General features: G+C 65.6%; 21 protein-coding genes. 5 read left to right on the top strand and 16 right to left on the bottom strand.

What is annotated here, in order from left to right; genetic code table 11:
- Nucleotides 1-38: 38 nt before the first annotated feature.
- Entirely contained in the window at nt 39-1,157 is a 1,119-nt protein-coding gene (locus Uis4E_RS02100; protein WP_423734901.1) for an ABC transporter ATP-binding protein, read from the bottom strand.
- Nucleotides 1,158-1,303: 146 nt separating this feature from the next.
- On the opposite strand from Uis4E_RS02100, the gene Uis4E_RS02105 reads away from it, so the two are divergent.
- Nucleotides 1,304-2,683: a sensor histidine kinase gene (locus Uis4E_RS02105; protein ID WP_101621682.1), complete on the top strand. Its 1,380-nt coding sequence runs from the start codon at nt 1,304-1,306 to the stop codon at nt 2,681-2,683.
- Nucleotides 2,683-3,390: a response regulator transcription factor gene (locus Uis4E_RS02110; RefSeq protein WP_165784811.1), complete on the top strand. Its 708-nt coding sequence runs from the start codon at nt 2,683-2,685 to the stop codon at nt 3,388-3,390. Before Uis4E_RS02105 ends, Uis4E_RS02110 begins: the two co-directional genes overlap by 1 nt.
- Nucleotides 3,391-3,761: 371 nt before the next feature.
- Here the strand turns inward: Uis4E_RS02110 and Uis4E_RS02115 are convergent, their stop codons facing one another.
- The 13 genes from Uis4E_RS02115 to Uis4E_RS02175 all read right to left on the bottom strand — a co-directional run bounded on the left by Uis4E_RS02115 (nt 3,762) and on the right by Uis4E_RS02175 (nt 19,963).
- Nucleotides 3,762-5,000 carry an argininosuccinate synthase gene (locus tag Uis4E_RS02115; protein ID WP_101621633.1) on the bottom strand — a complete coding sequence of 413 codons (1,239 nt, stop codon included), beginning with the start codon at nt 4,998-5,000 and terminating at the stop codon, nt 3,762-3,764.
- Nucleotides 5,001-5,159: 159 nt separating this feature from the next.
- A complete protein-coding gene (locus tag Uis4E_RS02120; RefSeq protein WP_101621634.1) occupies nt 5,160-5,669 on the bottom strand; it encodes an arginine repressor in 510 nt (169 codons plus the stop codon).
- A complete protein-coding gene (gene argF / locus Uis4E_RS02125; protein ID WP_101621635.1) occupies nt 5,666-6,631 on the bottom strand; it encodes an ornithine carbamoyltransferase in 966 nt (321 codons plus the stop codon). Before argF ends, Uis4E_RS02120 begins: the two co-directional genes overlap by 4 nt.
- Before the next feature lie 62 nt (nt 6,632-6,693).
- Nucleotides 6,694-8,010, bottom strand: coding sequence for an acetylornithine transaminase (locus Uis4E_RS02130; protein ID WP_101621636.1), 1,317 nt, complete (start codon nt 8,008-8,010; stop codon nt 6,694-6,696).
- Nucleotides 8,000-8,956: an acetylglutamate kinase gene (argB, locus tag Uis4E_RS02135; protein ID WP_101621637.1), complete on the bottom strand. Its 957-nt coding sequence runs from the start codon at nt 8,954-8,956 to the stop codon at nt 8,000-8,002. Before argB ends, Uis4E_RS02130 begins: the two co-directional genes overlap by 11 nt.
- Before the next feature lie 136 nt (nt 8,957-9,092).
- Nucleotides 9,093-10,265 carry a bifunctional glutamate N-acetyltransferase/amino-acid acetyltransferase ArgJ gene (gene argJ, locus Uis4E_RS02140; protein WP_101621638.1) on the bottom strand — a complete coding sequence of 391 codons (1,173 nt, stop codon included), beginning with the start codon at nt 10,263-10,265 and terminating at the stop codon, nt 9,093-9,095.
- Entirely contained in the window at nt 10,262-11,356 is a 1,095-nt protein-coding gene (argC, locus tag Uis4E_RS02145; RefSeq protein ID WP_101621639.1) for an N-acetyl-gamma-glutamyl-phosphate reductase, read from the bottom strand. Before argC ends, argJ begins: the two co-directional genes overlap by 4 nt.
- 140 nt (nt 11,357-11,496) lie before the next feature.
- Entirely contained in the window at nt 11,497-12,279 is a 783-nt protein-coding gene (locus tag Uis4E_RS02150; protein ID WP_101621640.1) for a collagen-like domain-containing protein, read from the bottom strand.
- A 128-nt stretch (nt 12,280-12,407) separates the two neighbouring features.
- The gene (gene pheT / locus Uis4E_RS02155) at nt 12,408-15,017 is read right to left on the bottom strand and encodes a phenylalanine--tRNA ligase subunit beta (protein WP_101621641.1); all 2,610 of its coding nucleotides are present in this window, start codon (nt 15,015-15,017) and stop codon (nt 12,408-12,410) included.
- 6 nt (nt 15,018-15,023) lie between these two features.
- Nucleotides 15,024-16,127 carry a phenylalanine--tRNA ligase subunit alpha gene (gene pheS, locus Uis4E_RS02160; RefSeq protein WP_101621642.1) on the bottom strand — a complete coding sequence of 368 codons (1,104 nt, stop codon included), beginning with the start codon at nt 16,125-16,127 and terminating at the stop codon, nt 15,024-15,026.
- Nucleotides 16,128-16,293: 166 nt separating this feature from the next.
- Nucleotides 16,294-17,190 (bottom strand): TrmH family RNA methyltransferase, encoded by an 897-nt coding sequence (locus tag Uis4E_RS02165; RefSeq protein WP_101621643.1) that lies wholly within the window; start codon nt 17,188-17,190, stop codon nt 16,294-16,296.
- 90 nt (nt 17,191-17,280) lie between these two features.
- On the bottom strand, nt 17,281-18,699 hold the full coding sequence (locus tag Uis4E_RS02170) for an ATP-binding protein (protein WP_101621644.1): 1,419 nt from the start codon (nt 18,697-18,699) through the stop codon (nt 17,281-17,283).
- Nucleotides 18,700-18,913: 214 nt separating this feature from the next.
- Entirely contained in the window at nt 18,914-19,963 is a 1,050-nt protein-coding gene (locus tag Uis4E_RS02175; protein ID WP_101621645.1) for a DUF2326 domain-containing protein, read from the bottom strand.
- A gap of 194 nt (nt 19,964-20,157) precedes the next feature.
- Here Uis4E_RS02175 and Uis4E_RS02180 point away from each other — a divergent pair, with 194 nt between their 5' ends.
- From Uis4E_RS02180 to Uis4E_RS11630, 3 genes are read left to right on the top strand one after another with little or no spacing between them, the layout of a single operon-like run.
- Nucleotides 20,158-20,601, top strand: coding sequence for a hypothetical protein (locus Uis4E_RS02180; protein WP_165784807.1), 444 nt, complete (start codon nt 20,158-20,160; stop codon nt 20,599-20,601).
- Complete coding sequence (locus Uis4E_RS02185; protein WP_133125377.1) at nt 20,598-21,134, top strand: hypothetical protein; 537 nt, start codon at nt 20,598-20,600, stop codon at nt 21,132-21,134. The genes Uis4E_RS02180 and Uis4E_RS02185 overlap by 4 nt, the downstream gene beginning before the upstream one ends.
- Nucleotides 21,131-21,328 carry a hypothetical protein gene (locus Uis4E_RS11630; protein WP_133125378.1) on the top strand — a complete coding sequence of 66 codons (198 nt, stop codon included), beginning with the start codon at nt 21,131-21,133 and terminating at the stop codon, nt 21,326-21,328. The genes Uis4E_RS02185 and Uis4E_RS11630 overlap by 4 nt, the downstream gene beginning before the upstream one ends.
- Nucleotides 21,329-21,398: 70 nt before the next feature.
- On the opposite strand, the gene Uis4E_RS12135 is transcribed toward Uis4E_RS11630, so the two are convergent.
- Both Uis4E_RS12135 and Uis4E_RS02195 read right to left on the bottom strand, forming a co-directional pair.
- Nucleotides 21,399-21,629 carry a Fic family protein gene (locus Uis4E_RS12135; RefSeq protein ID WP_243394274.1) on the bottom strand — a complete coding sequence of 77 codons (231 nt, stop codon included), beginning with the start codon at nt 21,627-21,629 and terminating at the stop codon, nt 21,399-21,401.
- Nucleotides 21,623-22,180: a virulence RhuM family protein gene (locus tag Uis4E_RS02195; RefSeq protein WP_101621649.1), complete on the bottom strand. Its 558-nt coding sequence runs from the start codon at nt 22,178-22,180 to the stop codon at nt 21,623-21,625. Before Uis4E_RS02195 ends, Uis4E_RS12135 begins: the two co-directional genes overlap by 7 nt.
- Nucleotides 22,181-22,227: the final 47 nt, after the last annotated feature.

The raw sequence follows: 22,227 nt of genomic DNA on the forward strand, positions 1-22,227 counted from the left end.
TTTCCGTGGGGCTGCGGGTTCGGCCCGCGATGCGACGGTCAGTCGCGCAGCGCCTTGCCGGTGAGTTCGAGGAACACGTCGTTCAGGGTGGGCGGCCGGCTGGTGAGGTGGCCGACGTTCACGCCGGCGGCGCGCAGCACGCCGAGCAGGTCGACGAGATTGTGGTCGCCGCGCCGGCAGCGCACGTCGAGTTCGCGTCCGTCCCAATTCGCTTCGATGACGAAGCCGAGGTCGCGCACGTGGGCGAGCGTCGCCTCGTCGAGGTCGAGCGTTTCGACGGTGATGCGTTCGCCCGTGTCGATCATGGATTTGAGTTCGTCGGCGGTGCCGAGCGCCAGATGCCGGCCGTGGTCCATGATGAGGATGCGGTCGCAGATCCGTTCGACCTCCTCCATGTAGTGGCTCGTGTAGACGACGGTCGCGCCGGCCGCGTTGAGCCGTTCGATGCCTTCGAGGATCGCGTTGCGGCTCTGCGGGTCGACGGCGACTGTCGGCTCGTCGAAGAAGATGAGGTCGGGTTTGTGCGCGACGCCGCACGCGATGTTGAGGCGCCGCAGCAGGCCGCCGGAGAGTTTGCCGGGACGGAACCGGCGGAATTCGCCAAGTCCGGCGAACTCGATCGCCTCTTCGACGAGCGGCGCACGGTCGGCCTTCTTCGGCACGTACAGCGAGCAGAAGTAGTCGATGTTCTCCTCGACGGTCAGCTCGTTGAACACGGCGACGTTCTGCGGCACGAGGCCGATGCGCCGTTTGAGCGCGTAGCTGGTCGGGGTCATCGGCTCGCCGAACACGCGGATCGTGCCCGCATCGTAGGAGAGCAGGGCGAGGATGCAGTTGATGGCCGTGGTCTTGCCGGAGCCGTTGGGGCCGAGCAGACCGAAGATCTCGCCTTGCCGGATGTCGAGGTCGAAGTGGTCGAGCGCCACCATGTCGCCGTAGCGTTTGACGAGTTTCGCCACGCTGATGGCCGGCGTCGATACCGGGGTCGCGGCGGCCGGCGTCGGTGTCTGCGCCGCGACTGCCGGCGTCGTGGTCGCGGTGGTCGTGTGGTCGTCTTTCATGTCGACTCCCTTCCGTGGGTGTTGGCTCCATCGTCCCACCCGCCGTCGCGGCGTGCCACCTGCAAACGTCACGGCTTCGCGCGGGGCCGGTGACATTCGTCACTGATCGGACGGGCGGATGGTCGGGACGGAAGTCGGGGACGTGACGCGGGAACGGCCCGTAGGTGCGGCGGTCCGGGACGTGCCGCGATGAAGCGGGTAGGCTGGAGGGTGACGGTTCGATGCGGGCGGCGGAGGATTCCATGCGGACGATGATTGGGAAGGGGTTGCTGCTCGCGCTATGCCTTACGTTCGCGCCGGTCGCGCGCGTCGCCGTGGATGCGGCGTTGGTCACGGCGATGCTCATGGCCGTGATCGTCTCCGGCCTGTCCGAATGGCTGTCCGGCAGGCGCGCGGCGTTCCTGCCGGCGACCGTGTTCTGCCTCGTTGCCGTGGTCGCTGGCGATTGCCGTCTGTTCCTGCCGCTCGTCGCCTTCGACATGGCGCGGATTCCGATAACGGGACGGCGCGGCGTCGTGCTCGGAATTCCCGCGACGGGGAAACGTGGGACCGGAAACGGACGCGGAACGCCCACGATATCGGGCTATCCGAATCATACGAATCGTTCCGGTCTTCTTTCCCACCTGATGCCGGCCGTCGTGCGATGGCTGTGGATAGTGCCGCTGGTTCCGATGATGGTCGAAGCGCATGCGGGCGGCGACGTCGTTCCGGTGGCGTTGACGGCCGTAGCGACGTGCGTCGGATTCCTGATGGGCGCGGATTCGCGCGACGTCCCGTCGCTGCGCAAGGCGTTGCGCCGTACCGAGGACCGATTGCGCGAATCGGCGCGTTCGTCCCGGCTCCGGATCGCCGATCTGGACGAGGAGCGCGCGCAGTCGGTGCGCATGGCGACGCTCGGCGAGCGCACGCGCATCGCCCGCGACATCCACGACAACGTCGGCCATCTGCTGACGCGCGCGATCATGCAGGCGCAGGCGGGGCGCGCGGTGGCCGAGGCCACCGGCGACACCGTCGCCGCGCAAGGGTTCGGCGCGTTGGGGACGACGTTGGATGACGCGATGACGATGGTGCGCCGGTCCGTGCACGATCTGGAGGACGACGGCACCGATTTCGCCGCGCAGATCGAGGACGCGGCACGGCCGTTCGCCGTCTCCGCCGGGGCATTCGGCGACACCGGCCCTGAACGGGGGTTGGAGGTGCGTCTGGAGAACGACATCGACGCGGCGCCCGCGCCGGTCTCGCGGTGTCTTGCGACGGTGATCCGCGAATCGTTGGCGAACGTGGCGCATCACAGCATGGCGTGCGAGGCGCGGGTGACGTTGCGGGATTTCCCCGCGTTCTGGCAGCTGGTCGTCATCGATTCCGGTCCCGCGGTCCCGTCGGACGACGACGCGAATCCGGCCGGCGCTCCCCCGCACGGCATGGGAATCGCCGACATCGGATCGCGGGTGCGCGCCTTGGGCGGCACCGCGTACTGCGGTCCCTACGATGGGGGTTGGCGCGTGTTCGTCTCGATCCCGAAGGCCCGTTGGATCGCGGACGACGTTGCGCGGAAGGCTTCGGATACGGGGACTCGGGGAGATCAGAGGATTCAGGAAGACCTTGGGAAGGCGGGTGCATGATGCGTATCGCGATCGTGGACGACGATCCGATCGTCTGCCAGTCGTTGGAGACGATTCTGACCGCCACGGGAGCGGCCGATGTGCTGTGGACGGCGAACGACGGCGACGACGCGGTCGGACGGTATTTCGCCGCGCCGGGCACGCGGCCGGACATCCTGCTCATCGACATCCAGATGCCGGGGCGCGACGGGCTTGATGCGGCACGGGAGATACTGGAACACGACCCGGCGGCGCGCATCCTGTTCCTGACCACGTTCGCGGACCGCGCGTACATCACGCGGGCGATGGCGTTGGGCGCGAAGGGCTATCTCATCAAACAGGACGTCACGGCGGTGGGTCCGGCGCTTCAGGCGGTCATGGCCGGCCAGGTGGTGTTGGGCTCCGACGTGCTCGGCAAACTCACCGGCGGCGGTGACACGACTGCATCCACTCCCCCGTCGCACCGGCACGGGTCGTCGGGTGGCCAGGAGAACCCCGACGAGGCGGGGTCGTGCTCGGCCGATGCGGCGGCCATGGAGTCGATGCTCAACGAGCGGGAGCGCGAGGTCGCGGCGCTCGTGGCCGAGGGACTCGACAACCGCGACATCGCGAAGAGGCTGCATTTCAGCGAGGGTACGGTGCGCAACCGGGTAAGCGGCGCGCTCGACAAGTTGGGCCTGACCAACCGCACCCAGCTCGCCATCCTGTGGATCAACACCCACCGTTGACGCGAAATCCCCGAAGCTCGTCATGCCATGACACGCATGCCATGACGCACATATATACGGTCCAAACACCCGTTTCCTGCTTTTTACAGCGTCCAATACCCGTTTGACACCCCCTGAAACGGGTGTTTGACGCTGTACATCCGGGATAACGGGTGTTTCCGCCCGGTGTTTCCGCCCAGTTGAGTCCAGTAGAGCCCGGCAAATCTCGGCAGGGCCCGGCAAATCTCGGCAGACACATGATCGGGCCGACAATCCGTCCGATACGTGCCCACGGAACACGAAAAAGGAAGCCGGCCCCTACAGGTCGGCTCCCCTTGGATTCCGGATGAGGGCCCGGAAAAGCCCTCATCCGATGATGCGTCTCACCTGACTCACTCGACGGTGTTGTCCGGCACTTCGATGCCGTTGCCGAACTTGACGTCGCGGGCGGCGGCGACACGGCTCGGCAGGCCGTAGATGTCGATGAAGCCGTTGGAGGACTTCGAGTCGAAGCTGTCGCCGGAATCGTAGGTGGCGAGGTTGTAGTCGTACAGCGAGGTGTCGGAGCGACGGCCGGTGACGACGGCGCGGCCGCCGTGCAGCACCATGCGGATCTCGCCGGACACGTACTTCTGGGTGTCCTCGATGAACGCGTTCAGGGACTGGGTGGCCGGGCTGAACCACTGCGCATCGTAGACCAGCTCGCCCCAGCGCTTGTCGATGTCGCGCTTGATGCGGTGCTGCTCGCGCTCGAGGCAGCAGTTCTCGAGCTCCTGGTGCGCGGTGATGAGGGCCACGGCGCCCGGGGCCTCGTACAGCTCGCGGGACTTGATGCCGACGAGACGGTCCTCGATGAGGTCGATGCGGCCGATGCCCTGGGCGCCGGCGCGGCGGTTCATCTCCTCGATGGCCTGCAGCGGGGTGACGTCGCGGCCGTCGATCTTGACCGGCACGCCCTGCTTGAACTCGATGACGACCTCGTCCTCGACCGGCGGGAACGCCGGATCGTCGGTGTAGGAGTAGCAGTCCTTGGTCGGGCCGTTCCACGGATCCTCGAGGAAGCCGGTCTCGATGGCGCGGCCCCACACGTTCTGGTCGATGGAGTACGGGCTCTTCTCGGTCTGCGTGATCGGCAGCTTGTGCTCCTTGGCGAACGCGATCTCCACGTCGCGGGTGAGGGCGAGGTCGCGGATCGGGCTGATGGCCTTCAGCGTCGGATCGATGGAGGCGATGGACACCTCGAAGCGGACCTGGTCGTTGCCCTTGCCGGTGCAGCCGTGAGAGATGGTGTCGGCGCCGAACTGGTGGGCGGCGCGCACGAGGTGCTTGGAGATGAGCGGGCGGGAGATGGCGGAGACCAGCGGGTACACGCCCTCGTACATGGCGTTGGCCTTGAGGGCCTTCATGCAGTATTCGTTGGCGAACTCGTCGCGGGCGTCGACCACGTAGGCCTCGACGGCGCCGCAGGCGAGGGCGCGCTGCTTGATGGTCTCGAGGCTCTCTCCGCCCTGACCGACGTCGAGGGACACGGCGACGACGTCCTTGCCGGTGCGCTCCTTGAGGTAGGAGATGGCGACGGAGGTGTCGAGGCCGCCGGAGTAGGCGAGCACGAGTCGATTGTTATCTGCCATGGGATGCCTTTCTTCAAAACAAACTGATGCAAGTATATACAGAAGTCTGTATATTTATGCACGGCGTGTCCAGCATATGTACGCGGGGTTGCGGGTGGGCCACTGAAGACCACCCTCCGTCGCTGCGCGACACCTCCCGCCGGCGGGAGGACCAGCAAGTCACTTGGAGGCGAGGGCGAGGAGCCAGTCGGCTCGGGCGACGGCGGTGTCGTCGTCCTTGCAGATCGCCATCACCGTGTCGTCGCCGGCGATCGTGCCGAGCAGGCCGGCGATCGGCTGCTTGTCGATCACCGACGCGACGTACTGGGCGGCGCCGGACGGCGTGTGGATGACGACGAGGTTGCGGGCCGCCGCGACCGAGGTCACCAGACCGGACAGCACGCGCGACATCTGCGCCTCCGCCTTGGCGGAGTCCTGCTGCTCGTCGCCCGCCGACTCATGGCCGACCGCGTAGGCCATCGTGCCGTCCGGCAGGCGCTTCTTGAACGCGTTCATCTCGTCGAGGTCGCGGCTCAGCGTCGCCTGCGTCACCGCGATGCCCTCGTCGGCGAGAATCGACGACAGCTGGGACTGCGAGGTGATGATGTGCGTGAGCAGCACCTCTTCGATGGCGCTCAGACGCGCGGCACGCGTGGCCGGACGGTGGAGGGACGGACGCGTTTGGCTCATGCGAGCAGGCTTTCGTCGCCGCGCTGCTTGCCGACCAGCCAAGTGAGCAGCGCCTTCTGCGCGTGCAGACGGTTCTCGGCCTCGTCCCACACGACGGACTGCGGGCCGTCGATCACTTCAGACGTGACCTCCTTGCCGCGGTAGGCGGGCAGGCAGTGCTGGAACAGCGCGTCCGGCTTGGCGAGCGCCATCAGCTCGTCGTTCACCTGGTAGTTCCAGAACGGCTTGGATCGGATCGCGTATTCGGCCTCCTCGCCCATGGAGACCCACGTGTCGGTGAACACGCAGTCGGCGTCCTTGACGGCCTCCTTCGCGTCGGTGGTCACGAGGATGGAGCCGCCGTTCTCGGCCGCGATGCGCTCGGCGTCGGCGACGATGTCCGGGCGGGGCAGGTAGCCCTGCGGACCGGCGACGCGCACGTGCATGCCGGCGACGGCGCCGCCGAGCAGGTACGAGTTGGACATGTTGTTGGCCGCGTCGCCCACGTAGGCGATGGTCTTGCCCTTGAGCGCGTCCACGCCGCCGCGGAACTGCGCGATGGTGAGGAAGTCGGCGAGGATCTGGCAGGGGTGGAAGTCGTCGGTCAGCGCGTTGACGACCGGGCAGGTGGCGTGGGCGGCCATCTCTTCGACGCGGTCCTGGCCGAACGTGCGCCACACGAGGCCGTAGGCCATGCGGGTGAGTACTTCGGTGGTGTCGCCGACCGGTTCGCCGCGGCCCAGCTGGGAGCCGGACTTGTCGATGACGAGCGGGTAGCCGCCGAGTTCGGCCACGCCGATGGAGAAGCTGGAGCGGGTGCGGGTGGAGGGCTTGTCGAACAGCACGGCGACGGCCTGCGGGCCGGCGAACGGCTGGTGGTAGAAGCGGTTCTCGCGGAACTTCATGCCGAGTTCGAGGACCTGCTTCTGCTCCTCGTGGTTGAGGTCGTCGTCGCGCAGCATGTGGCGCAGTTCGGGGGTCATGGTGGTTGTCCTTTCGGGTGTGCGGGTGGCGGGCGGTTGCGGTCGGTCGGGATCGACGCCGATCAGTCGTCGGGGAGGTCGCCGGGGACGGCCTTGAGGATGGCGAGCGCCTCGTCGATGTCCTTCTCGGAGACGATGAGCGGCGGAGCGAAGCGCAGGGCGTCGGCGCGCACCGCGTTGACGATGAGGCCGCGTTCGAGGCACCAGTTCATCACGGCGTGGGCGCACGGGTGGGCGAGCTCGACGGCGTCGAGCAGGCCGCGGCCGCGCGTGGAGACGTACAGCGGGTTGCCGCAGGCCATGAGGCCGTCGCGCAGCTGACGCCCACGCTCCTCGGCGTTGGCGACGAGGCCGTCCTCCTCGATCACGTCGAGCGTGGCGAGCGCGGCCGCCGCACCCAAGGGGTTCCCGGCGAAGGTGGAGCCGTGGGAGCCGGGCGTGAACAGGGCGGAGAGCTTCTCGCCGAAGGCGATCATGCCGCCCATCGGGAAGCCGCCGGCCACGCCCTTGGCGAACGTGACCATGTCGGGCGTGACGCCGCCGGACAGATCCTCGCGCTGGAACGCGAACCATGCGCCGGTGCGGCCGATGCCGGTCTGCACCTCGTCGATGATGAGCAGCGCGTGGTTGATGTCGCACATCTCGCGCACCTTCTTGACGTAGTCGGCGCCCAACGGCTTGACGCCGGCCTCGCCCTGGATGAGTTCCATGATGACGGCGGCGACCGGGCCCTTGCCGTAATGGCCGACACCGGTCTCGCTGAACGCCTCGTAGAGGGCGAACGGGTCGCCGGCGCGCACGAATTCGATGTTGGGCACGAGCGGGCCGAACGGCTTGCGGATGGCCGGCTTCCACGTGGCGGAGAGCGCGCCAAGCGTGCGGCCGTGGAAGCCGTTGGTCAGGGCGATGATGCGCGCCGGCTTGCCTCCCATCGCAGGCGCGGCGCCGGGCAGGGTGCGGCCGTACAGCTTGGCGAGCTTCAGGGCCGCCTCGTTGCCTTCCGCGCCGGAGTTGCCGAAGTACACGTGGGAGCCTTCGGGCGCGCCCGCCAGTTTGACGAGGCGCGCGGCGAGCTCGATCTGCGGCTCGGTGGCGAAGTAGTTGCTCACGTGCGCGACCTTCGCGGCCTGTTCGGCGACGGCCTTCACCCACTTGGGGTGCGCGTAGCCGATCGAGTTGACGGCGATGCCGCCGAGGAAGTCGAGGTATTCGTTGCCGTCGACGTCCCACACGCGGGCGCCCTGGCCGTGGTCCATGACGCGCAGCGGCGTGCCGAACACGTTCATGTGGACCTGGGAGTACTCCCCCAGCCACTGGGAGTCCTTGGGGCCGAGCGGTTCCGGGCCGGCGGCGGAGGTGGTGTTCACGTCAGAAGACATAGGAGCTCCTCATTTCGATGCCGTCCTCGGGCACGACCATGGTGCCGATGCCGGCGGAGGTGAAAATCTCGTTCAGGATGGAGTGCGGCTTGCGGCCGTCGATGATGTGCGCCTGGGGCACGCCGCCGTCGATGGCGCGCACGCACGCCTCCATCTTCGGGCGCATGCCGGATTCGAGGTCGGGCAGCATGTCGCGCAGGTTCTCCACGCCGATGCGGCCGATCAGCGAGTTGCGGTCCGGCCAGTCGGCGTACAGGCCGTCCACGTCGGTGAGGATGACGAGCTTGTGGGCGCCGACGGCGGAGGCGAGCGCGGCGGCCGCGGAGTCGGCGTTCACGTTGAGCACTTCGGTGGCGTCGTCCTCGTTCGGCGCGACCGAGGAGACGACGGGGATGCGGCCCGCGTTGACGAGGTCCTCGACGGCGGAGGCGTCGACGGAGACCACGTCGCCGACGAGGCCGATGTCGGTGGCCTTGCCGTCGATGACGGGCCTGCGCTGCATGGCGGAGAACAGGCCGCCGTCCTCGCCGGAAAGCCCGACGGCGAGCGGGCCGTGCGCGTTGATGAGGCCGACGAGCTCACGCGAGACCTTGCCGGTCAGGACCATGCGCACCACGTCCATCGCCTCGGGCGTGGTGACGCGAAGACCACCCTTGAACTCGGACTTGATGCCGAGGGCCTTGAGCATCTGGGAGATCTGCGGGCCGCCACCGTGCACGACGATCGGATGCAGGCCCACCTGGCGCAGGAACACCATGTCCTCGGCGAAGCACTGCTTCAGATGCTCGTCGATCATCGCGTTGCCGCCGTATTTGACGACGATGCGCTGGCCGGCGAACTCCTCGAGCCACGGCAGCGCCTCGATGAGCACTTCGGCCTTCTGGTCGGCGCGCAGGTCGGTGTGCACGTCGAAGTGGAATCCGGGGCCTTTCAGTTCGGTAGACATCTTCTTCTTTCGTTTCTTGCCGTCCCCGCTGGCGGGGGCTGTCATGCTCGGCATGACTGGGGGTGGTCGGATTCCCACCCCCAGTCCGACATTCGTCGGACAGCTCCCGCCCGCGGGAGCATGACTTGTTGTGGGGTCAGCTTTCGTAGTCCGCGTTGATGTGGACGTATTCGTGGGTGAGGTCGTCGGTCCAGACGGTCGCCTCGGCGTCTCCGGCGTTGAGGTCGATGTCGATGTGGACCTCGCGCGGGGTCATGTCGACCTCGGAGCGGTCGCGTCCGGCGCCGCCGTTCTCGCAGATGCGCACGCCGTTGACGTCGACGGTCACCTTGTCGGAATCGTAGGGTGCGACTTCCGGCGGCACGGTGCCGAGCGAGGAGACGATGCGCCCCCAGTTCGGGTCGTTGCCGCTGATCGCGCACTTGAGCAGGTTGGAGGCGGCGACGGCTCGGCCACAGGCGAGCGCCGCGTCCTCGGTGGTGGCGCCGGTGACGGTGATGCGGATGTCGTGGCTGGCGCCTTCGCCGTCGCCGATGATCTGGCGGGCGAGGGAGGCGCAGGCGTCCTTGACGAGCTTGTTGAACTCGTCCTTGTCGGGTTCGACGCCGGAGGCGCCGGAGGCGAGCAGGAGCACCGTGTCGTTGGTGGACATGCAGCCGTCCACGTCGATGCGGTTGAACGAGTGTTCGGCGGCGACGGCGAGCGCCGCCTGGAGCTGTCCGGCGGAGACGACGGCGTCGGTGGTGATGACGCACAGCATGGTGGCCAGCTGCGGGGCGATCATGCCGGAGCCCTTGACCATGCCGCCGATCCTCCAGCCGCCCGCGCCTTCGAGTTCGACGGTCTTCGGCTTGGTGTCGGTGGTCATGATGGCGTGGGAGGCGTCCGCGCCGGCTTCCGGCGTGGCGGAGAGCGCCGCGTGGGCGGCCTTCGCGCCGTCGAGCACGTGGTCGAGCGGCAGCAGTTCGCCGATGAGGCCGGTGGAGCACACGGCCACGTCGTCCGGTTCCGCGCCGACGAGCGCGGCGACGGTCTCGGCGGTGGCCTTGGACTGCGCGTAGCCTTCGGCGCCGGTGCACGCGTTGGCGCCGCCGGAGTTGAGGATCACGGCCTTGACGTGGCCGTCGGCGACGACCTTGCGCGACCACTGGACGGGCGCGGCGCAGAAACGGTTGGAGGTGAACACGCCGGCGGCCGCGTCGAGCGGGCCGTTGTTGACGACGAGCGCGAGGTCCTTCTTGCCGGCGACGGCGGAGATGCCCGCCTCGACGCCGGATGCGGCGAATCCTTGTGCGAATGTGACGCTCACGGGGCGACTCCGATCTTGGTCAGGCCCTGGTCTTCGGGAAGGCCGAGGGCGATGTTCAGGGACTGCACCGCCTGGCCGGCGGTGCCGCGGTTGAGGTTGTCGATGGCGGCGAACGCGATGATGCGGCCGGCCTTGCGGTCGGTGACGACCTGGATGTGGGCGGCGTTCGAACCGATGATGTTCGCCGTGGCGGGCAGGGCGCCTTCCGGCAGCAGCACCATGAAGTCCTGGCCTTCGTAGGCGTGGGCCCACACGTCGCGGATCTCCCCGTCGCTCATCGTCTTCGCCTTGTCGGTCATCTTCGCGCTCACGCAGGCGAGGATGCCGCGCGACATGGGCGCGAGCACCGGCGTGAAGCCGAGCGTGAAGCCGTCGGCGGCCGCGGCGTCGAGGCCGGCGGCGTGCGCGAGGTTCTGCAGGATCTCGGGGATGTGGCGGTGCGTGCCGCCCACGCCGTACGGCAGGGCGGAGCCGAACGCCTCGGCGGCGAGCAGGTTGGTGCGCTTGAGGTTCTTGCCGGCGCCGGAGTAGCCGACGACGAGGTCGGCGACGATGTCCGTGTGCTCGACGAGGCCTTCGGCGACGCCGGGCTGCAGGGCCAGCGTGGTGGCGGTCACGTTGCAGCCGGGGCCGGCGATGCGCTTGGTTCCGGGCAGTTCGGCGCGCTGACGCGTGTACGAGCCGTCGGCGGCCTTGCCGGTGATGAGCTCGGGCATGCCGTAGGTCCAATGCTCGTAGAAGTCACCGCCGTAGAACTCGTCCCACGCGCTCTTCTCCTCGAGGCGGTGGTCGGCGCCGAGGTCGACGACGACCGCGTCCGGGTCGAGCTGGGACGCCAGCTTGCCGGAGGCGCCGTGCGGCAGCGCGAGGATGATCACGTCGTGACCGTTCAGGACCTCGGGGGTGGTGTCTTCGACGGTCAGATCCGCCAGCTGCGGGATGTGCGGCATGTGCTTGCCGAGCTTGTCCCCCACCGAGGAGTGGCCCGCCACGCAGGTCACCTCGAACGCGGGATGGGCGGCCAGAATGCGCAGCGCCTCGCCTCCCGCATAACCCGTGGCACCCGCCACGGCCACCGTGTATTTCGCCATATCACGTCCTTCACTTCATGGGCAATACCCACGAGCATACATACCTATGCAGACTATTGCATAATTATGTAATCACGTGTCGAGACGGCGCGCGGACGGTGACACGCATCCCGCCGTCGCCGTCCACGCGATCGGCGTGGTCACGTGGTCATCGTGTCTCCGGAACCGGAACCGCCGCCGACCATGTTGAGCATCTGGTTGGTGAGGTCGGTCACGTCGATGCCGTTGACCCACATCCAGATCTGCACCGCGGTGGTGATGAGGTTGATGACGATCGCGGCGATGGCGAGCCCGCGGCCCTTCATATGGAAGGTGCCGGTGCGCCACACGGAGATGACGCCCATGACGGTCGGCAACAGGGGCACACTGAAGACGAGGGCGAACACGAAGGCGATGATCGCATAGGAGTCCCAACGCCCGTACAGCGGGTTCTGGTTGGGGTCGTTCACGTCGATGCCGTAGAAGTAGCGCGGCGTATGGCCGTCGTTCGCGCCGTTGCCCGGAACCGTCGGATTACCGTTCGGATTCCCGTTCGGCGCATAGGGGCCGTTCTGCGGATACGGGCCGTTCGGCCCCTGCTGTCCGTACGGCCCCTGCGGCCCTTGCGCCCCGCCATACGGGCCGTTCTGCCCGTATCCGCCGGGATACGCCGCGCCCGGCGTGCGCTGCGGCATCCGCTGCCGCGCCGCCTGCGCGGTCTCCCCCGCATCGTCCTTCTGCGGCTCGGGGTCGGGTGCGCCGTACAGGTACGGGTTGTAGTCGGGGCCGAACTGGCTCAGCATCGCGCCGTAGTCGGGTTGCGCGTACTGCCCGTACTGCGGCTGCCCGGATACGACGGGACCCGGTGAGCCCGCCCCCGGTGCGACGCCGTTCCCTCCCGTCTGCTGTGCGGGATCGTTCGGCTGCTGTCCGGGTGCGCTCATCGGGTCCTCCTCGTGTTGCACCTTATGTTAACTTATGTCGTTTCGCTTTCGGCCCAGCGGTTCATGGCCGCCGGGCCGAAAGCCAGGCCGAAAAGCCGTCCGGAACGGGCCGGAACGCGGCCGGCGGCTCAGGCGCGCAACTGTGCGCCGAGCTCGGCGGCCTTGTCGACGATGGCCTTGCGGATCGCCTCGCTGTCCTCGGCGGACAGGGTCTTGTCCGGCGAACGGAACACCACCGCGAAGGCGAGGGACTTCTTGCCCTCACCGACCTGCTCGCCGGTGAACACGTCGAACAGTTCGATGGATTCGAGGTTCGCGCCGGCGGCCTCGCGCACCACGTCCTCCAGCTGGGCGGCGGTCACCTTGTCGTCCACGGTGAATGCGAGGTCCTGCTTGACGGGCGGGAACGTGGAGATCGGCTTGGCCTGCACCGGCTTGCCGTCGAGCGTCGAGAACAGCGCGGTGAGGTTCAGTTCGAACGCGGCGGAGTGCTCGGGGAAGCCGAGCGCCTCGTTGACGTGCGGGTGGAGCTCGCCGACGAAGCCGACGAACGTGCCGGCGGCGTTCACACGGGCGAAACGGCCCGGATGCCACTGTGCGGGCACGTCGGCGGCGGCCGGCTGGTCGAGCTCGATGGCGGCGCCGAGACGGTCGGCGATGCGGTGCACGGCCTCGACCGCGTCGGACCAGTCGACCGGACGCTTGCCGCCCAGCCAGCCGGTGTTCTCGGCGAGACCGGTCAGGATGCCGGCCACGTGGTCGGGCTGGTCGGGCAGGCCGGCGTCGAGCGCGGCGAGCTGCTCGGGCGTGGGCTTCACGCCGCCGGGCAGGGCCGGGATGGCGGGCGCGTCCGGGTTCCACAGGTACACGTGGCCGAGCTCGTAGAGCGACACGTTCTCGATGCCACGGCGGATGTTGCGCTGCACGGTCGCGGCGAGCGTGGGCAGGATGTGGCGGCGCAGGTACGGGCGGTCGCCGTACAGCGGGTTCGCGATCTCGACGCTGACCTTCTTGGTGGCCTCCGCGTCGTAGCCGAACGCCTTGTAGTCGTTGTCGCCCACGAACGGGTAGCTCAGGGCCTCCACCATGCCGTATTCGGCGAGCTCGTCGGCGACGCGGCGACGGCGCAGCTGGTCGGCGGTCAGGCCGACCGCGCCCTTGACCGGCGCCGGCGGCACGGTGACGGGGATCTCGTCGTAGCCGACGAGACGCGCGACCTCCTCGACCAGGTCGCACGGCTCGTTCAGGTCCGGACGCCAGGTGGGCGGGGTGACGGAGAATTCGCCGTTGCCGCCGCCGGCCACGGTGCAGCCGATGTCGGTGAGGATGTCGGAGATGGCGTTCACGCCGGTGTCGAGACCGGCGACGCGCTTCACCTCGGAGGCCTTGAAGTGGATGGCCTTGCGGCGGTGCGTGTTGTTCACGTCGGTCGGCTTCTCGCTGGCCTCGCCGTCGCCGTACTTGATGAGCAGGTCGGCGGCCATCTGCGCGGCGGCCGGCTGCAGCTGGTAGTCGACGCCGCGCTCGAAGCGGCGGGACGCCTCGGACGGGATCTTGTGGCGGCGGGCGGAACGGGCGATGGACACCTGGTCGAAGTGCGCGGCCTCGAGCAGGATGTTCTTCGTCTCGGCGGTCACCTCGCCGTACAGGCCGCCCATCACGCCGGCGAGACCGATGATGCGCGAGGCGCGCTGCCCGTTCGGCGAATCGGTGATGAGCAGGTCCTCGGGGCTGAGCTCGTGCTCCTTGCCGTCGAGGGTGACGAGCTTCTCGCCCTCGTTCGCGCGGCGCACGACAATCGGGCCTTCGAGCTTGTCCATGTCGTAGGCGTGCATCGGCTGGCCGAGGTCGAGCATCACGTAGTTGGTGACGTCCACGGCGAGCGAGATGGAGCGCACGCCGGCGCGGATGAGACGGCGGCGCATCCAGTTCGGCGTGCGCGAGGTCGGGTCGAAGCCGCGGATGGCGCGCGCATAGTAGCGGTCGCAGCCGGGCACGCCGTGGATCGGGTTGTTGTCGTCGATCTCGACCTGGATGTCCGGCACGGTGCCGGAGGCCTCGCCGGCGGCGACGGGCACGCGGGCGTTGAGCTCCTTGACCGGGTCCGTGTACGCGGCGCCGGTGGAGTGGTGGTATTCGCGGGCCACGCCGCGGTAGGACAGCGTGTAGCCGCGGTCCGGCGTGATGTTGATCTCCAGCAGCGGCTGGTCGAGGTGCAGCAGGTGCATCGCGTCGTCGCCGGGCTTCAAGGCCTCGTATTCCTCGGGCGTGAAGCCGTAGTGGCGCAGCAGGATGATGCCGTTGTGGTCGTCGCCGAGGCCGAGCTCACGCTCGGAGGCGCACATGCCGTTGGAGATGTGGCCGTACGTCTTGCGCGGCTCGATGCGGAAATCACCGGGCAGGACGGCGCCCGGCAGGGTCACGACGACCTTCTCGCCGGCGGCCATGTTCGGCGCGCCGCAGATGATGCCGCGCGGCACCTTGTTGCCGTTCTCGTCGGTCTCGTTGTATTCGTCGCCGACGTCGACATGGCACCAGTTGATGATCTTGCCGTTCTTCTGCGGCTCCGGGGTGGCGTCGACCACGTAGCCGACGACGATCGGGCCGGTCACCTGGGAGGCGTGGATCTCCTCCTCCTCGAGGCCGACCTTGACCAGGTCCTTGGCGAGCTGCTCGTAGGTGAGGCCGGACGGAACCTCGACGTGCTCCTTGAGCCAATCGATATCAACCATAGGCATGGGTAATCACTCCCCCATCACAAACTGTTCGGCGAAACGCACGTCGCCCTCGACGAGGTCGTGCATGTCGTTGATGTCGGAACGCAGCAGCAGCGTGCGCTCCATGCCCACGCCGAACGCGAAGCCGGTGTACTCGTTCGGGTCGATGCCCGCGGACTTGAGCACGTTCGGGTTGACCATGCCGCAGCCGCCCCATTCGAGCCAGCCCGGGCCGCCCTTCTTGTCGGGGAACCACAGGTCGAGCTCGGCGCTCGGCTCGGTGAACGGGAAGTAGCTCGGACGCAGACGGGTCTTGGCCTCCGGGCCGAACATGGCGACGGCGAGCTTGTCGAGCACTCCCTTGAGGTCGGCCATGGTCAGGTGCTTGTCGACGGCGAGCGCCTCGCACTGGTGGAACACCGGGGTGTGGGTGGCGTCGAGCTCGTCGGTGCGGAACACGCGGCCCGGGGAGGCGATGTACAGCGGCACGCCGCGCGACAGCAGGGCGCGCACCTGGTCGGACGAGGTCTGCGTGCGCACGACCATGTTGGAGCCGACGAAGCCGGCGGCGTCCTTCGCCTGGTTGCCCTTCACGTAGAAGGTGTCCTGCATCTGGCGGGCCGGATGGTCCGGGCCGAAGTTGAGGGCGTCGAAGTTGTACCATTCGGCCTCCACTTCGGGGCCGGCGGAGATCTGCCATCCCATGGAGATGAAGAAGTCCTCGACGTCCTCCATGAGCTTGGCGAGCGGGTGGCGCGCGCCGAGCGGCTTGCGCGCGACCGGCAGCGTCATGTCGACGGTCTCGGCGGCGAGCGCGGCGGCCTCGGCGGCCTCCTTGAGCTCCTTCTCCTTGGGGCCGTAGGCGCGGCCGAAGTCGGCGCGCAGCTTGCCCATGAGCTTGCCGGCGTCCTTCTTCTGGTCCTTGGGCAGTGCCCCGATGGCCTTGCTGGCCTGCGTCATCGCCGAGTCGGCTCCGGCGTATTCGCTCTTGATGGCCTTCAATTCCTCCAGCGTGGAGGCGTTCTGGATTTTCGCGATGCCTTCGGCGACCGCATCGGTCACCGCTTGCGCATCGAATAGCGCTTCTGCCACGAGCACCCTTTCCTTTATATCTGCTTCACTGACGTGCATTGCACGTGGGGAGACACGCGAAAACACGCGTTTCCCCAAGCGTTGTCCAACATCACATTGTCACGGTATGACTCGACATGGCCGCCCGGTTCCATCACGTGGTCGCGGGGCGGTCGGCGCATGGTCGGCATGCGACCGACATGCGGCCGGCACATGTCCATGCGTCTCAGCGTCCGCTCATGGCGAGGCTCATGAGCATGACCGCGGCGGACGTGCCGAGGTTCAGCGATTCGGCCTTGCCGTACAGCGGGATCGACACGATGCGGTCCATGCGTTCGAGGATGGCGGCGGGCAGTCCCCTCGCCTCGTTGCCGAACAGCACGGCGTCGCCGCGCACGCCGTTCGCGCCGCGCGTCGCGCCCGCCGCGTCCGCCGCGCGTTCGGCGAGCACGTCGGGCAGCGTTTCGGGCTTGCGTTCCGGCGTGCCGTACACGTCGGCGGCGATGGTGTTGAGATCGTCGCGTTCCATCCACTTGAGGAAGGTGCCGGTGTCCATGCGGAGCACGGGGATGTGGAACAGGGATCCGGCGGTCGAACGGATGACCTTCGGGTTCAGCGGGTCGACGCATTCGTCGACGAACACGACCGCGTCGCATCCGGCGGCGTCCGCGGCGCGGATCACGGTGCCCGCGTTGCCCGGGTCGCGCACCTGCCAGAACGCGGCGATGAGCGGGCGTTCGGAGAGACGGACGGCGGAGATCTCCGTGTGGAGCGTCTCGATGTCGCCCACGGCGACGATGCCCTGCGCGTCCTTGCTGATCTTGGCCATCACCTCGCGTGTGACGTGATGCACGTAGATCGGCGTCTTGCGGGATTCCTGCGACTTGTCGACGATCACGGCGAGCGTGTCGGACAGGTACGGTTCGCCGTCGGGGTCGACGTCGATCGCGACGTACAGGTCGCTCACCACGTCGGGACGCCATGTGACGGCCTCGCGCACGGACTGCGGGCCTTCGATGAGGAAACGGCCGGAGCGTTCACGGCCGGCCGGGCGCGCGAGTCCGGCGACGCGCTTGATTCGGTCGGATTTCGGATTGTCGATCACTGCATGGTTGATGGGCATGCCCTCCACCCTACCGTCACGCCTACCGCGCCGCGGCACCGGGCACGGGGCACCGGGCCGCGGCCGTCGGCTTTCATCCGAACGGCGATGTCATGAAAGCATGTGCTCGGCGTCGACCAGGTGCAGGTTCTCCTCCAATGTGGCTTTACGCCGGGTCGTCTCGCTTGCGGGATGTTTGGTGAACAGATAGAGAATCCGCTCTCCCGCCTCCTTGACCAAAGGCGATCTGCTTTTGAGCGTATCGATGGTTTCGGTTTCGTTCACGTTCTCTCGCCACTTGCATTCGCCCAGCAACACCTTATGGTTGAACGAGTCCGCCATGACGATGTCGATGTCGGCCTGCTCCCGTCGCATCGGATCGTTGCCCCACCACTTGCCCATGTCGGTCGGAACGAACTCGTCCTGGCCGTCATCGTAATGCTTCAGCAACCACTGCAGACACATGGTCTCGAACTGCTGTCCGACATAGGTGTCGAACGCCGGGCCTTCGGTGCCGATACGGCCTGCCGCGCGCCCACGCCGCGCATCGATCATCTGCGTGGACGGCGCGACGAACCGATACCAGTATGCGAAGAACGGATCGCGGAGCTTCCACAACCCCTTGCGGGAACGAATCGGATTCTCGCCGAACGGGACCTGCCGTTCGATGATCTTCAACTGTTCGAGCGTACGAAGATACGCGCCTATCGCATTCTGTTCGACGCCGGCGTATTCGGCGATCTCCTTCGGCCGGGTCCGCCCCGAACCGATCGCATCCAGCACGGAACTATATGCGGCCGGCTCGCGCAGCTCCTGACGAAGGAGCATCATGGGTTCCTGATAGAGCAGACCGGATTGGCTGAAGCATTGCACCATGACGTTCTCCTGGAACGTCATGGCCGAATCGATCTGCTCCAGATAGTAGGGCGTGCCGCCGAACACCGCGTAGTACTGGATGCGGTCCTTCCAGTCCGCGTTTCCGGGCATCATGCGACACGCGTCGAACAGGTCGAACGGCTTGAGCTGGATCTGCGCGTTCCGCCTGCCGTACAAAGGACTGTGGTAGCCGAGTACTTTGCCCTCCATGAATCCCTCGTTGCTGCCGCACAGAATCATCATGACCCGGGTGTCCTTGAACTGGTGGTCGATGGCTATCTGCAGCACGGACGGCAGACCGGGTTCCACGGAGGCCGCATACGGGAACTCATCGAACACGAACACGAACCGTCGTTTCTCCTCCTTGGCTTTTCGGGCGACGTACGAGAACGCGTCCTCCCAGGTTCGGAACGGCCCGCTGTCCTCGGTCTCCCCGAAAAACCGGCGGGCCTCCGAGGAAAAACCACGCAGGTTCATCGCCGCGCTCTGTTCTTTGGCCGTGAACCACAGCGTCGGGCGCTCCTCGCAGAATTTCGACAGCAACGCGGTCTTACCCACGCGGCGACGCCCATATACCACGATCATCTGGAATTTGCCCAGCGAATAGTGGTGGTCCAGCACACCGAGTTCCTCGTCCCTGCCTACGAATCCCATACGCCCTTCGCTCCTAACCACAAGGTCATCTTCATTAATATTATAGCGACAACATTAAGGAAGATAACATTAAGAATGTTTAATGTTAGTAAGACAACATTAATTGCAATCACGTCTTTTGACGATCACGACGACCGAATCAGCTCACCGTATGGCTCCTCTCCGGTTCGGCGATGCAGTCGGCACTCACCAGATCGATGCCCGATCGAATGCGTCATGCAACGCTTTCCGCAAGTCCACCACTCTGCGTGTCCGATTGTTCTTCGATCTTGTTCCATCTTCTGCCGTAGAGCGACCGTCCGTCGGCGTTCAGGGAGACGACGGTATGGTCGTCTACGATCCGCTGCGTTTTCTCGGAGTACGATCCACGTTTGTCGAAAGCGATGAACACCTGCTTGTCCTGCACGTCCGTCTTCGCATACAACGCCATGATGGATTCGATCGGCTCGTCTCCAATGTTCTTCAGCAGCGTCGAATCATGGATGAGCACCGGAAGAGCCGTATGCTCCAGAACCGTCAGATCGAGGAGAACAACGTCCTTCGCGCGGGTGCCGGCACCGGTGTCCCGTTCAGTGCCGAAGGTATACGACTGCTTTCCGTTCCGCGTCTCCGATATGTGCAGCTCAGGTGGATTGTTCCCGGCATCGACGGCATCGTTCAGTTGTCTCAACGAGGCATTGACTGTATCGGCCATCTGCTTGATGAGCAGCGGCCTTCGTGCCCGCAATGCCTCGGAAGCCTCCTGCATCGTCGTTTTCAGCGTTTCCGTCTTGTCCCAGGCACCGATCTGCGCCTGCAACCGTTGGATGACGCCGTTCAGCTCACCCGCTTTGTTCCACTCCTCCGTGCTCAGCGTTCCGGTCTGCCCCATATCGGCGAGTTCGGTCCTCAATCGGTTGATCTGATTGTCGACGGCACCGATCATCAATCGGTACTGTTTCTTCTGCGAGGCGAGCTCGTCACCGAGGATCTCGGTCAGTTTGTGGTGAAAGGCCTCTATCTCCCCTATTCTTCCGGTATCCACATTCGGGAAGAACTGCCGCAACGCCTCGATCTGCCGGACATCGACATCGTGCCGGGAGATTCCCGCCCTGTCGATGATGCCGATTTTTGCGGACAGCAGATCACGCTTCTGCAGCAGTTCGCTGATCGTCGCTTTGAGTTCGATAACGCGCTCTAATGCGGCGATGCCTTCCTCGAACAGTTTCTGATCGGCCGCCAATTTAAGGTCGCTGAGTTCCCGCTCGGCCGTCTCCAGCCGCACTTGTGCGCTTCTGCGATCCTGTTTGTTTTTCAACGATATGTAATCGGAAAGACGGCATTGGCCAACTTCTTCGTGAATGACTCATCATTTGAAGACATCTTGCGGAGGGTTTCCTTCGACACTTGAGATGGATCAGCAGACGTGCCCATACGATTCCCCGACACTCTGGTGAGCATCGAGATGACCTCGGCCACTTGCTCACCGTCAAATCGATGCTCGAACTCGACAAGAAAGCCGGCATCTACAAACCCGGCAGGGGGTACTTCAAGAACCCGTCCCGCATCGACCTCGAGAAAGCGGTTAAAGGCGACTCGATCATGTTCGGAGGGAAGAATGCTTCCGGTACCTTCATGTACGTGCTGAACGCTGATGGACGCATCATCTTCGGAGCAAGGCGCAACCCGTACAACTCGAAGGGGCGCTCACCACATCCCACGCTGCTTGGAGGCAAGGACCCAATCGTGCAGGCTGCCGGTCTCCTGACTATCCGAGGTGGAAAAATCGTGTCCTTCGACGACCAGAGTGGCCACTTCAGGCCGAGTTCCAAATCCATGGACAAGGTAGAGACGGCACTACGCAAAATCTACAATATAAACCACAAACTGTTCAGCAGCACATTTATCTGGAGGAAAAAATGAGTAAGATACCCGAACTCGAGAACCGGATTAAATCGTTCTTTGGATATAGCTCCGACTCGGAGCCCTATGAGAAATGGGAAACTTTAGCAGAGCAGACGACACATCTTGTGGACGAATACGGGTGGAATACCGTCCAACAGGCGTTCTTCCGCTATGTGCAGACCGAATGCAAAACCTCGGACGACATCGCCCGAGTTGCATTCGCTTACGAGGGACTTGGATGGAACAAAAAACCTGTCCCCAATCCGTACGAATTCCTTGGCTACCTCTACTACAAAGCCGGATTCCAAAAAGCCCCGTACGATGCCGCGCGAGCCCTCGACGACCTGTGCATCACCGTCCTGCCCGCATCCGGATACCCGGAGGCGAACATCTACTACCATCCCTATTACGCGGCGGAAGCCGACCCCAAGATGATCGACGCCGTCGAACGCTGGCGTCAACGCGAAAGCGGCAAAACCGACGAAGACGGCAGCCCGACGAACGACTCCAAAGAGCCGCCCGAGAATCCCAAACAACAGGAGAACCAATGACCGCACACGAACTGCATCAGGACGCGTTCGACATCCCTGGACTACGCGAAGTCCCTGCGGATGACGGCGACCGGCCACCGGATGCACAACCGATGGCGCAACGTCCGCCGCGCCGCAAAGCGGAATACGCAGAATCGGCTTGGCCAATACCGCGCACGAACAACGATTCAATCAGTTTGGCGCGCTGCGCCTGAGAAATCTGCCGTCACGATTCGGACAAGACAAGAAGAGACCGTCCCTCCCCACCGGCCATCCCAAAAGTCTTCACTTTCGGACTTCCGTCACCGTCAGCATACGTTCCACCAAGTCAATCATAAGGTCCTTCTCGCCGGGGTCGCTTACCGCGATCAACAACGTGATGGCGGCGAGGTCGTTGTTGGTGACGACCGGTTTTCCTCCATCGCCGAAGGCGTCGGCGTTCCCATCGAGGAATCCCACGAACGAAGCCGCCGCCATACGCTTGTTGCCATCGGCGAACGGATGATCCTTCACCATGAAATACAGCAGATGGGCGGCCTCATCCTGGGATTCGGCGCGAGAGCGTGCGCATCGTAGTCACGGAGCATATTCAACCCGGGCAGGTAACTCGACACCACATCGGCGATGCCGGAGGCAAGCCGGTCTTCACTGCGGGCCAGCACCTTGACGACCTTCTCCAGCTGGTTCAGGCGTCGCTCGTTGACGGCGTATCCCTCCATTAGATATTGCCGCAACACGCCGGTGGCCCACCGGCGGAAACTGGTGGCGCGCCGTGAATTGACCCTGTATCCCACCGAAATAACCATGTCCAGGTTGTACACATTCACTGTGCGTCTGACCCGACGGGTCCCCTCGACACGAACCTGTTCCATTTTGGAACAAGTTGACCCATCAAGCTCGCCATCAGAGAGAGTATTGGACACGTGTTTTCCTATGGCTTGACTTTTCGTGCCGAATAGTTCCGCCATCTGTGCCTGGGTCAGCCACACGGTATCACCTTGCACGTTGACCTCAAGCTGCACCGAGCCGTCATCGGATCGGTAGAGTTCGATGTCCCTGCTCGTCATCGTTCGCTCCAATCATTCCGCGCCCATTGAAGGGCCGCCATCCATCG

This window comes from Bifidobacterium parmae, from assembly GCF_002860365.1.
In the GTDB taxonomy this organism is placed as follows: Bacteria; Actinomycetota; Actinomycetes; order Actinomycetales; family Bifidobacteriaceae; genus Bifidobacterium; species Bifidobacterium parmae.

Coding starts and splice junctions, on each gene's coding strand:
- argC (WP_101621639.1), bottom strand. CDS start 11,356: ATGGCGAAATACACGGTGGCCGTGGCGGGTGCCACGGGTTATGCGGGA.
- Uis4E_RS12135 (WP_243394274.1), bottom strand. CDS start 21,629: ATGGTGAAGGATCATCCGTTCGCCGATGGCAACAAGCGTATGGCGGCG.
- pheS (WP_101621642.1), bottom strand. CDS start 16,127: ATGCACGTCAGTGAAGCAGATATAAAGGAAAGGGTGCTCGTGGCAGAA.
- Uis4E_RS02165 (WP_101621643.1), bottom strand. CDS start 17,190: ATGCCCATCAACCATGCAGTGATCGACAATCCGAAATCCGACCGAATC.
- Uis4E_RS02120 (WP_101621634.1), bottom strand. CDS start 5,669: ATGAGCCAAACGCGTCCGTCCCTCCACCGTCCGGCCACGCGTGCCGCG.
- Uis4E_RS02110 (WP_165784811.1), top strand. CDS start 2,683: ATGCGTATCGCGATCGTGGACGACGATCCGATCGTCTGCCAGTCGTTG.
- Uis4E_RS02195 (WP_101621649.1), bottom strand. CDS start 22,180: ATGACGAGCAGGGACATCGAACTCTACCGATCCGATGACGGCTCGGTG.
- argB (WP_101621637.1), bottom strand. CDS start 8,956: ATGTCTACCGAACTGAAAGGCCCCGGATTCCACTTCGACGTGCACACC.
- Uis4E_RS02130 (WP_101621636.1), bottom strand. CDS start 8,010: ATGTCTTCTGACGTGAACACCACCTCCGCCGCCGGCCCGGAACCGCTC.
- Uis4E_RS02150 (WP_101621640.1), bottom strand. CDS start 12,279: ATGAGCGCACCCGGACAGCAGCCGAACGATCCCGCACAGCAGACGGGA.
- Uis4E_RS02185 (WP_133125377.1), top strand. CDS start 20,598: ATGAGTAAGATACCCGAACTCGAGAACCGGATTAAATCGTTCTTTGGA.
- Uis4E_RS02115 (WP_101621633.1), bottom strand. CDS start 5,000: ATGGCAGATAACAATCGACTCGTGCTCGCCTACTCCGGCGGCCTCGAC.
- argF (WP_101621635.1), bottom strand. CDS start 6,631: ATGACCCCCGAACTGCGCCACATGCTGCGCGACGACGACCTCAACCAC.
- Uis4E_RS02170 (WP_101621644.1), bottom strand. CDS start 18,699: ATGGGATTCGTAGGCAGGGACGAGGAACTCGGTGTGCTGGACCACCAC.
- Uis4E_RS02100 (WP_423734901.1), bottom strand. CDS start 1,157: ATGTCACCGGCCCCGCGCGAAGCCGTGACGTTTGCAGGTGGCACGCCG.
- Uis4E_RS11630 (WP_133125378.1), top strand. CDS start 21,131: ATGACCGCACACGAACTGCATCAGGACGCGTTCGACATCCCTGGACTA.
- Uis4E_RS02105 (WP_101621682.1), top strand. CDS start 1,304: ATGCGGACGATGATTGGGAAGGGGTTGCTGCTCGCGCTATGCCTTACG.
- pheT (WP_101621641.1), bottom strand. CDS start 15,017: ATGCCTATGGTTGATATCGATTGGCTCAAGGAGCACGTCGAGGTTCCG.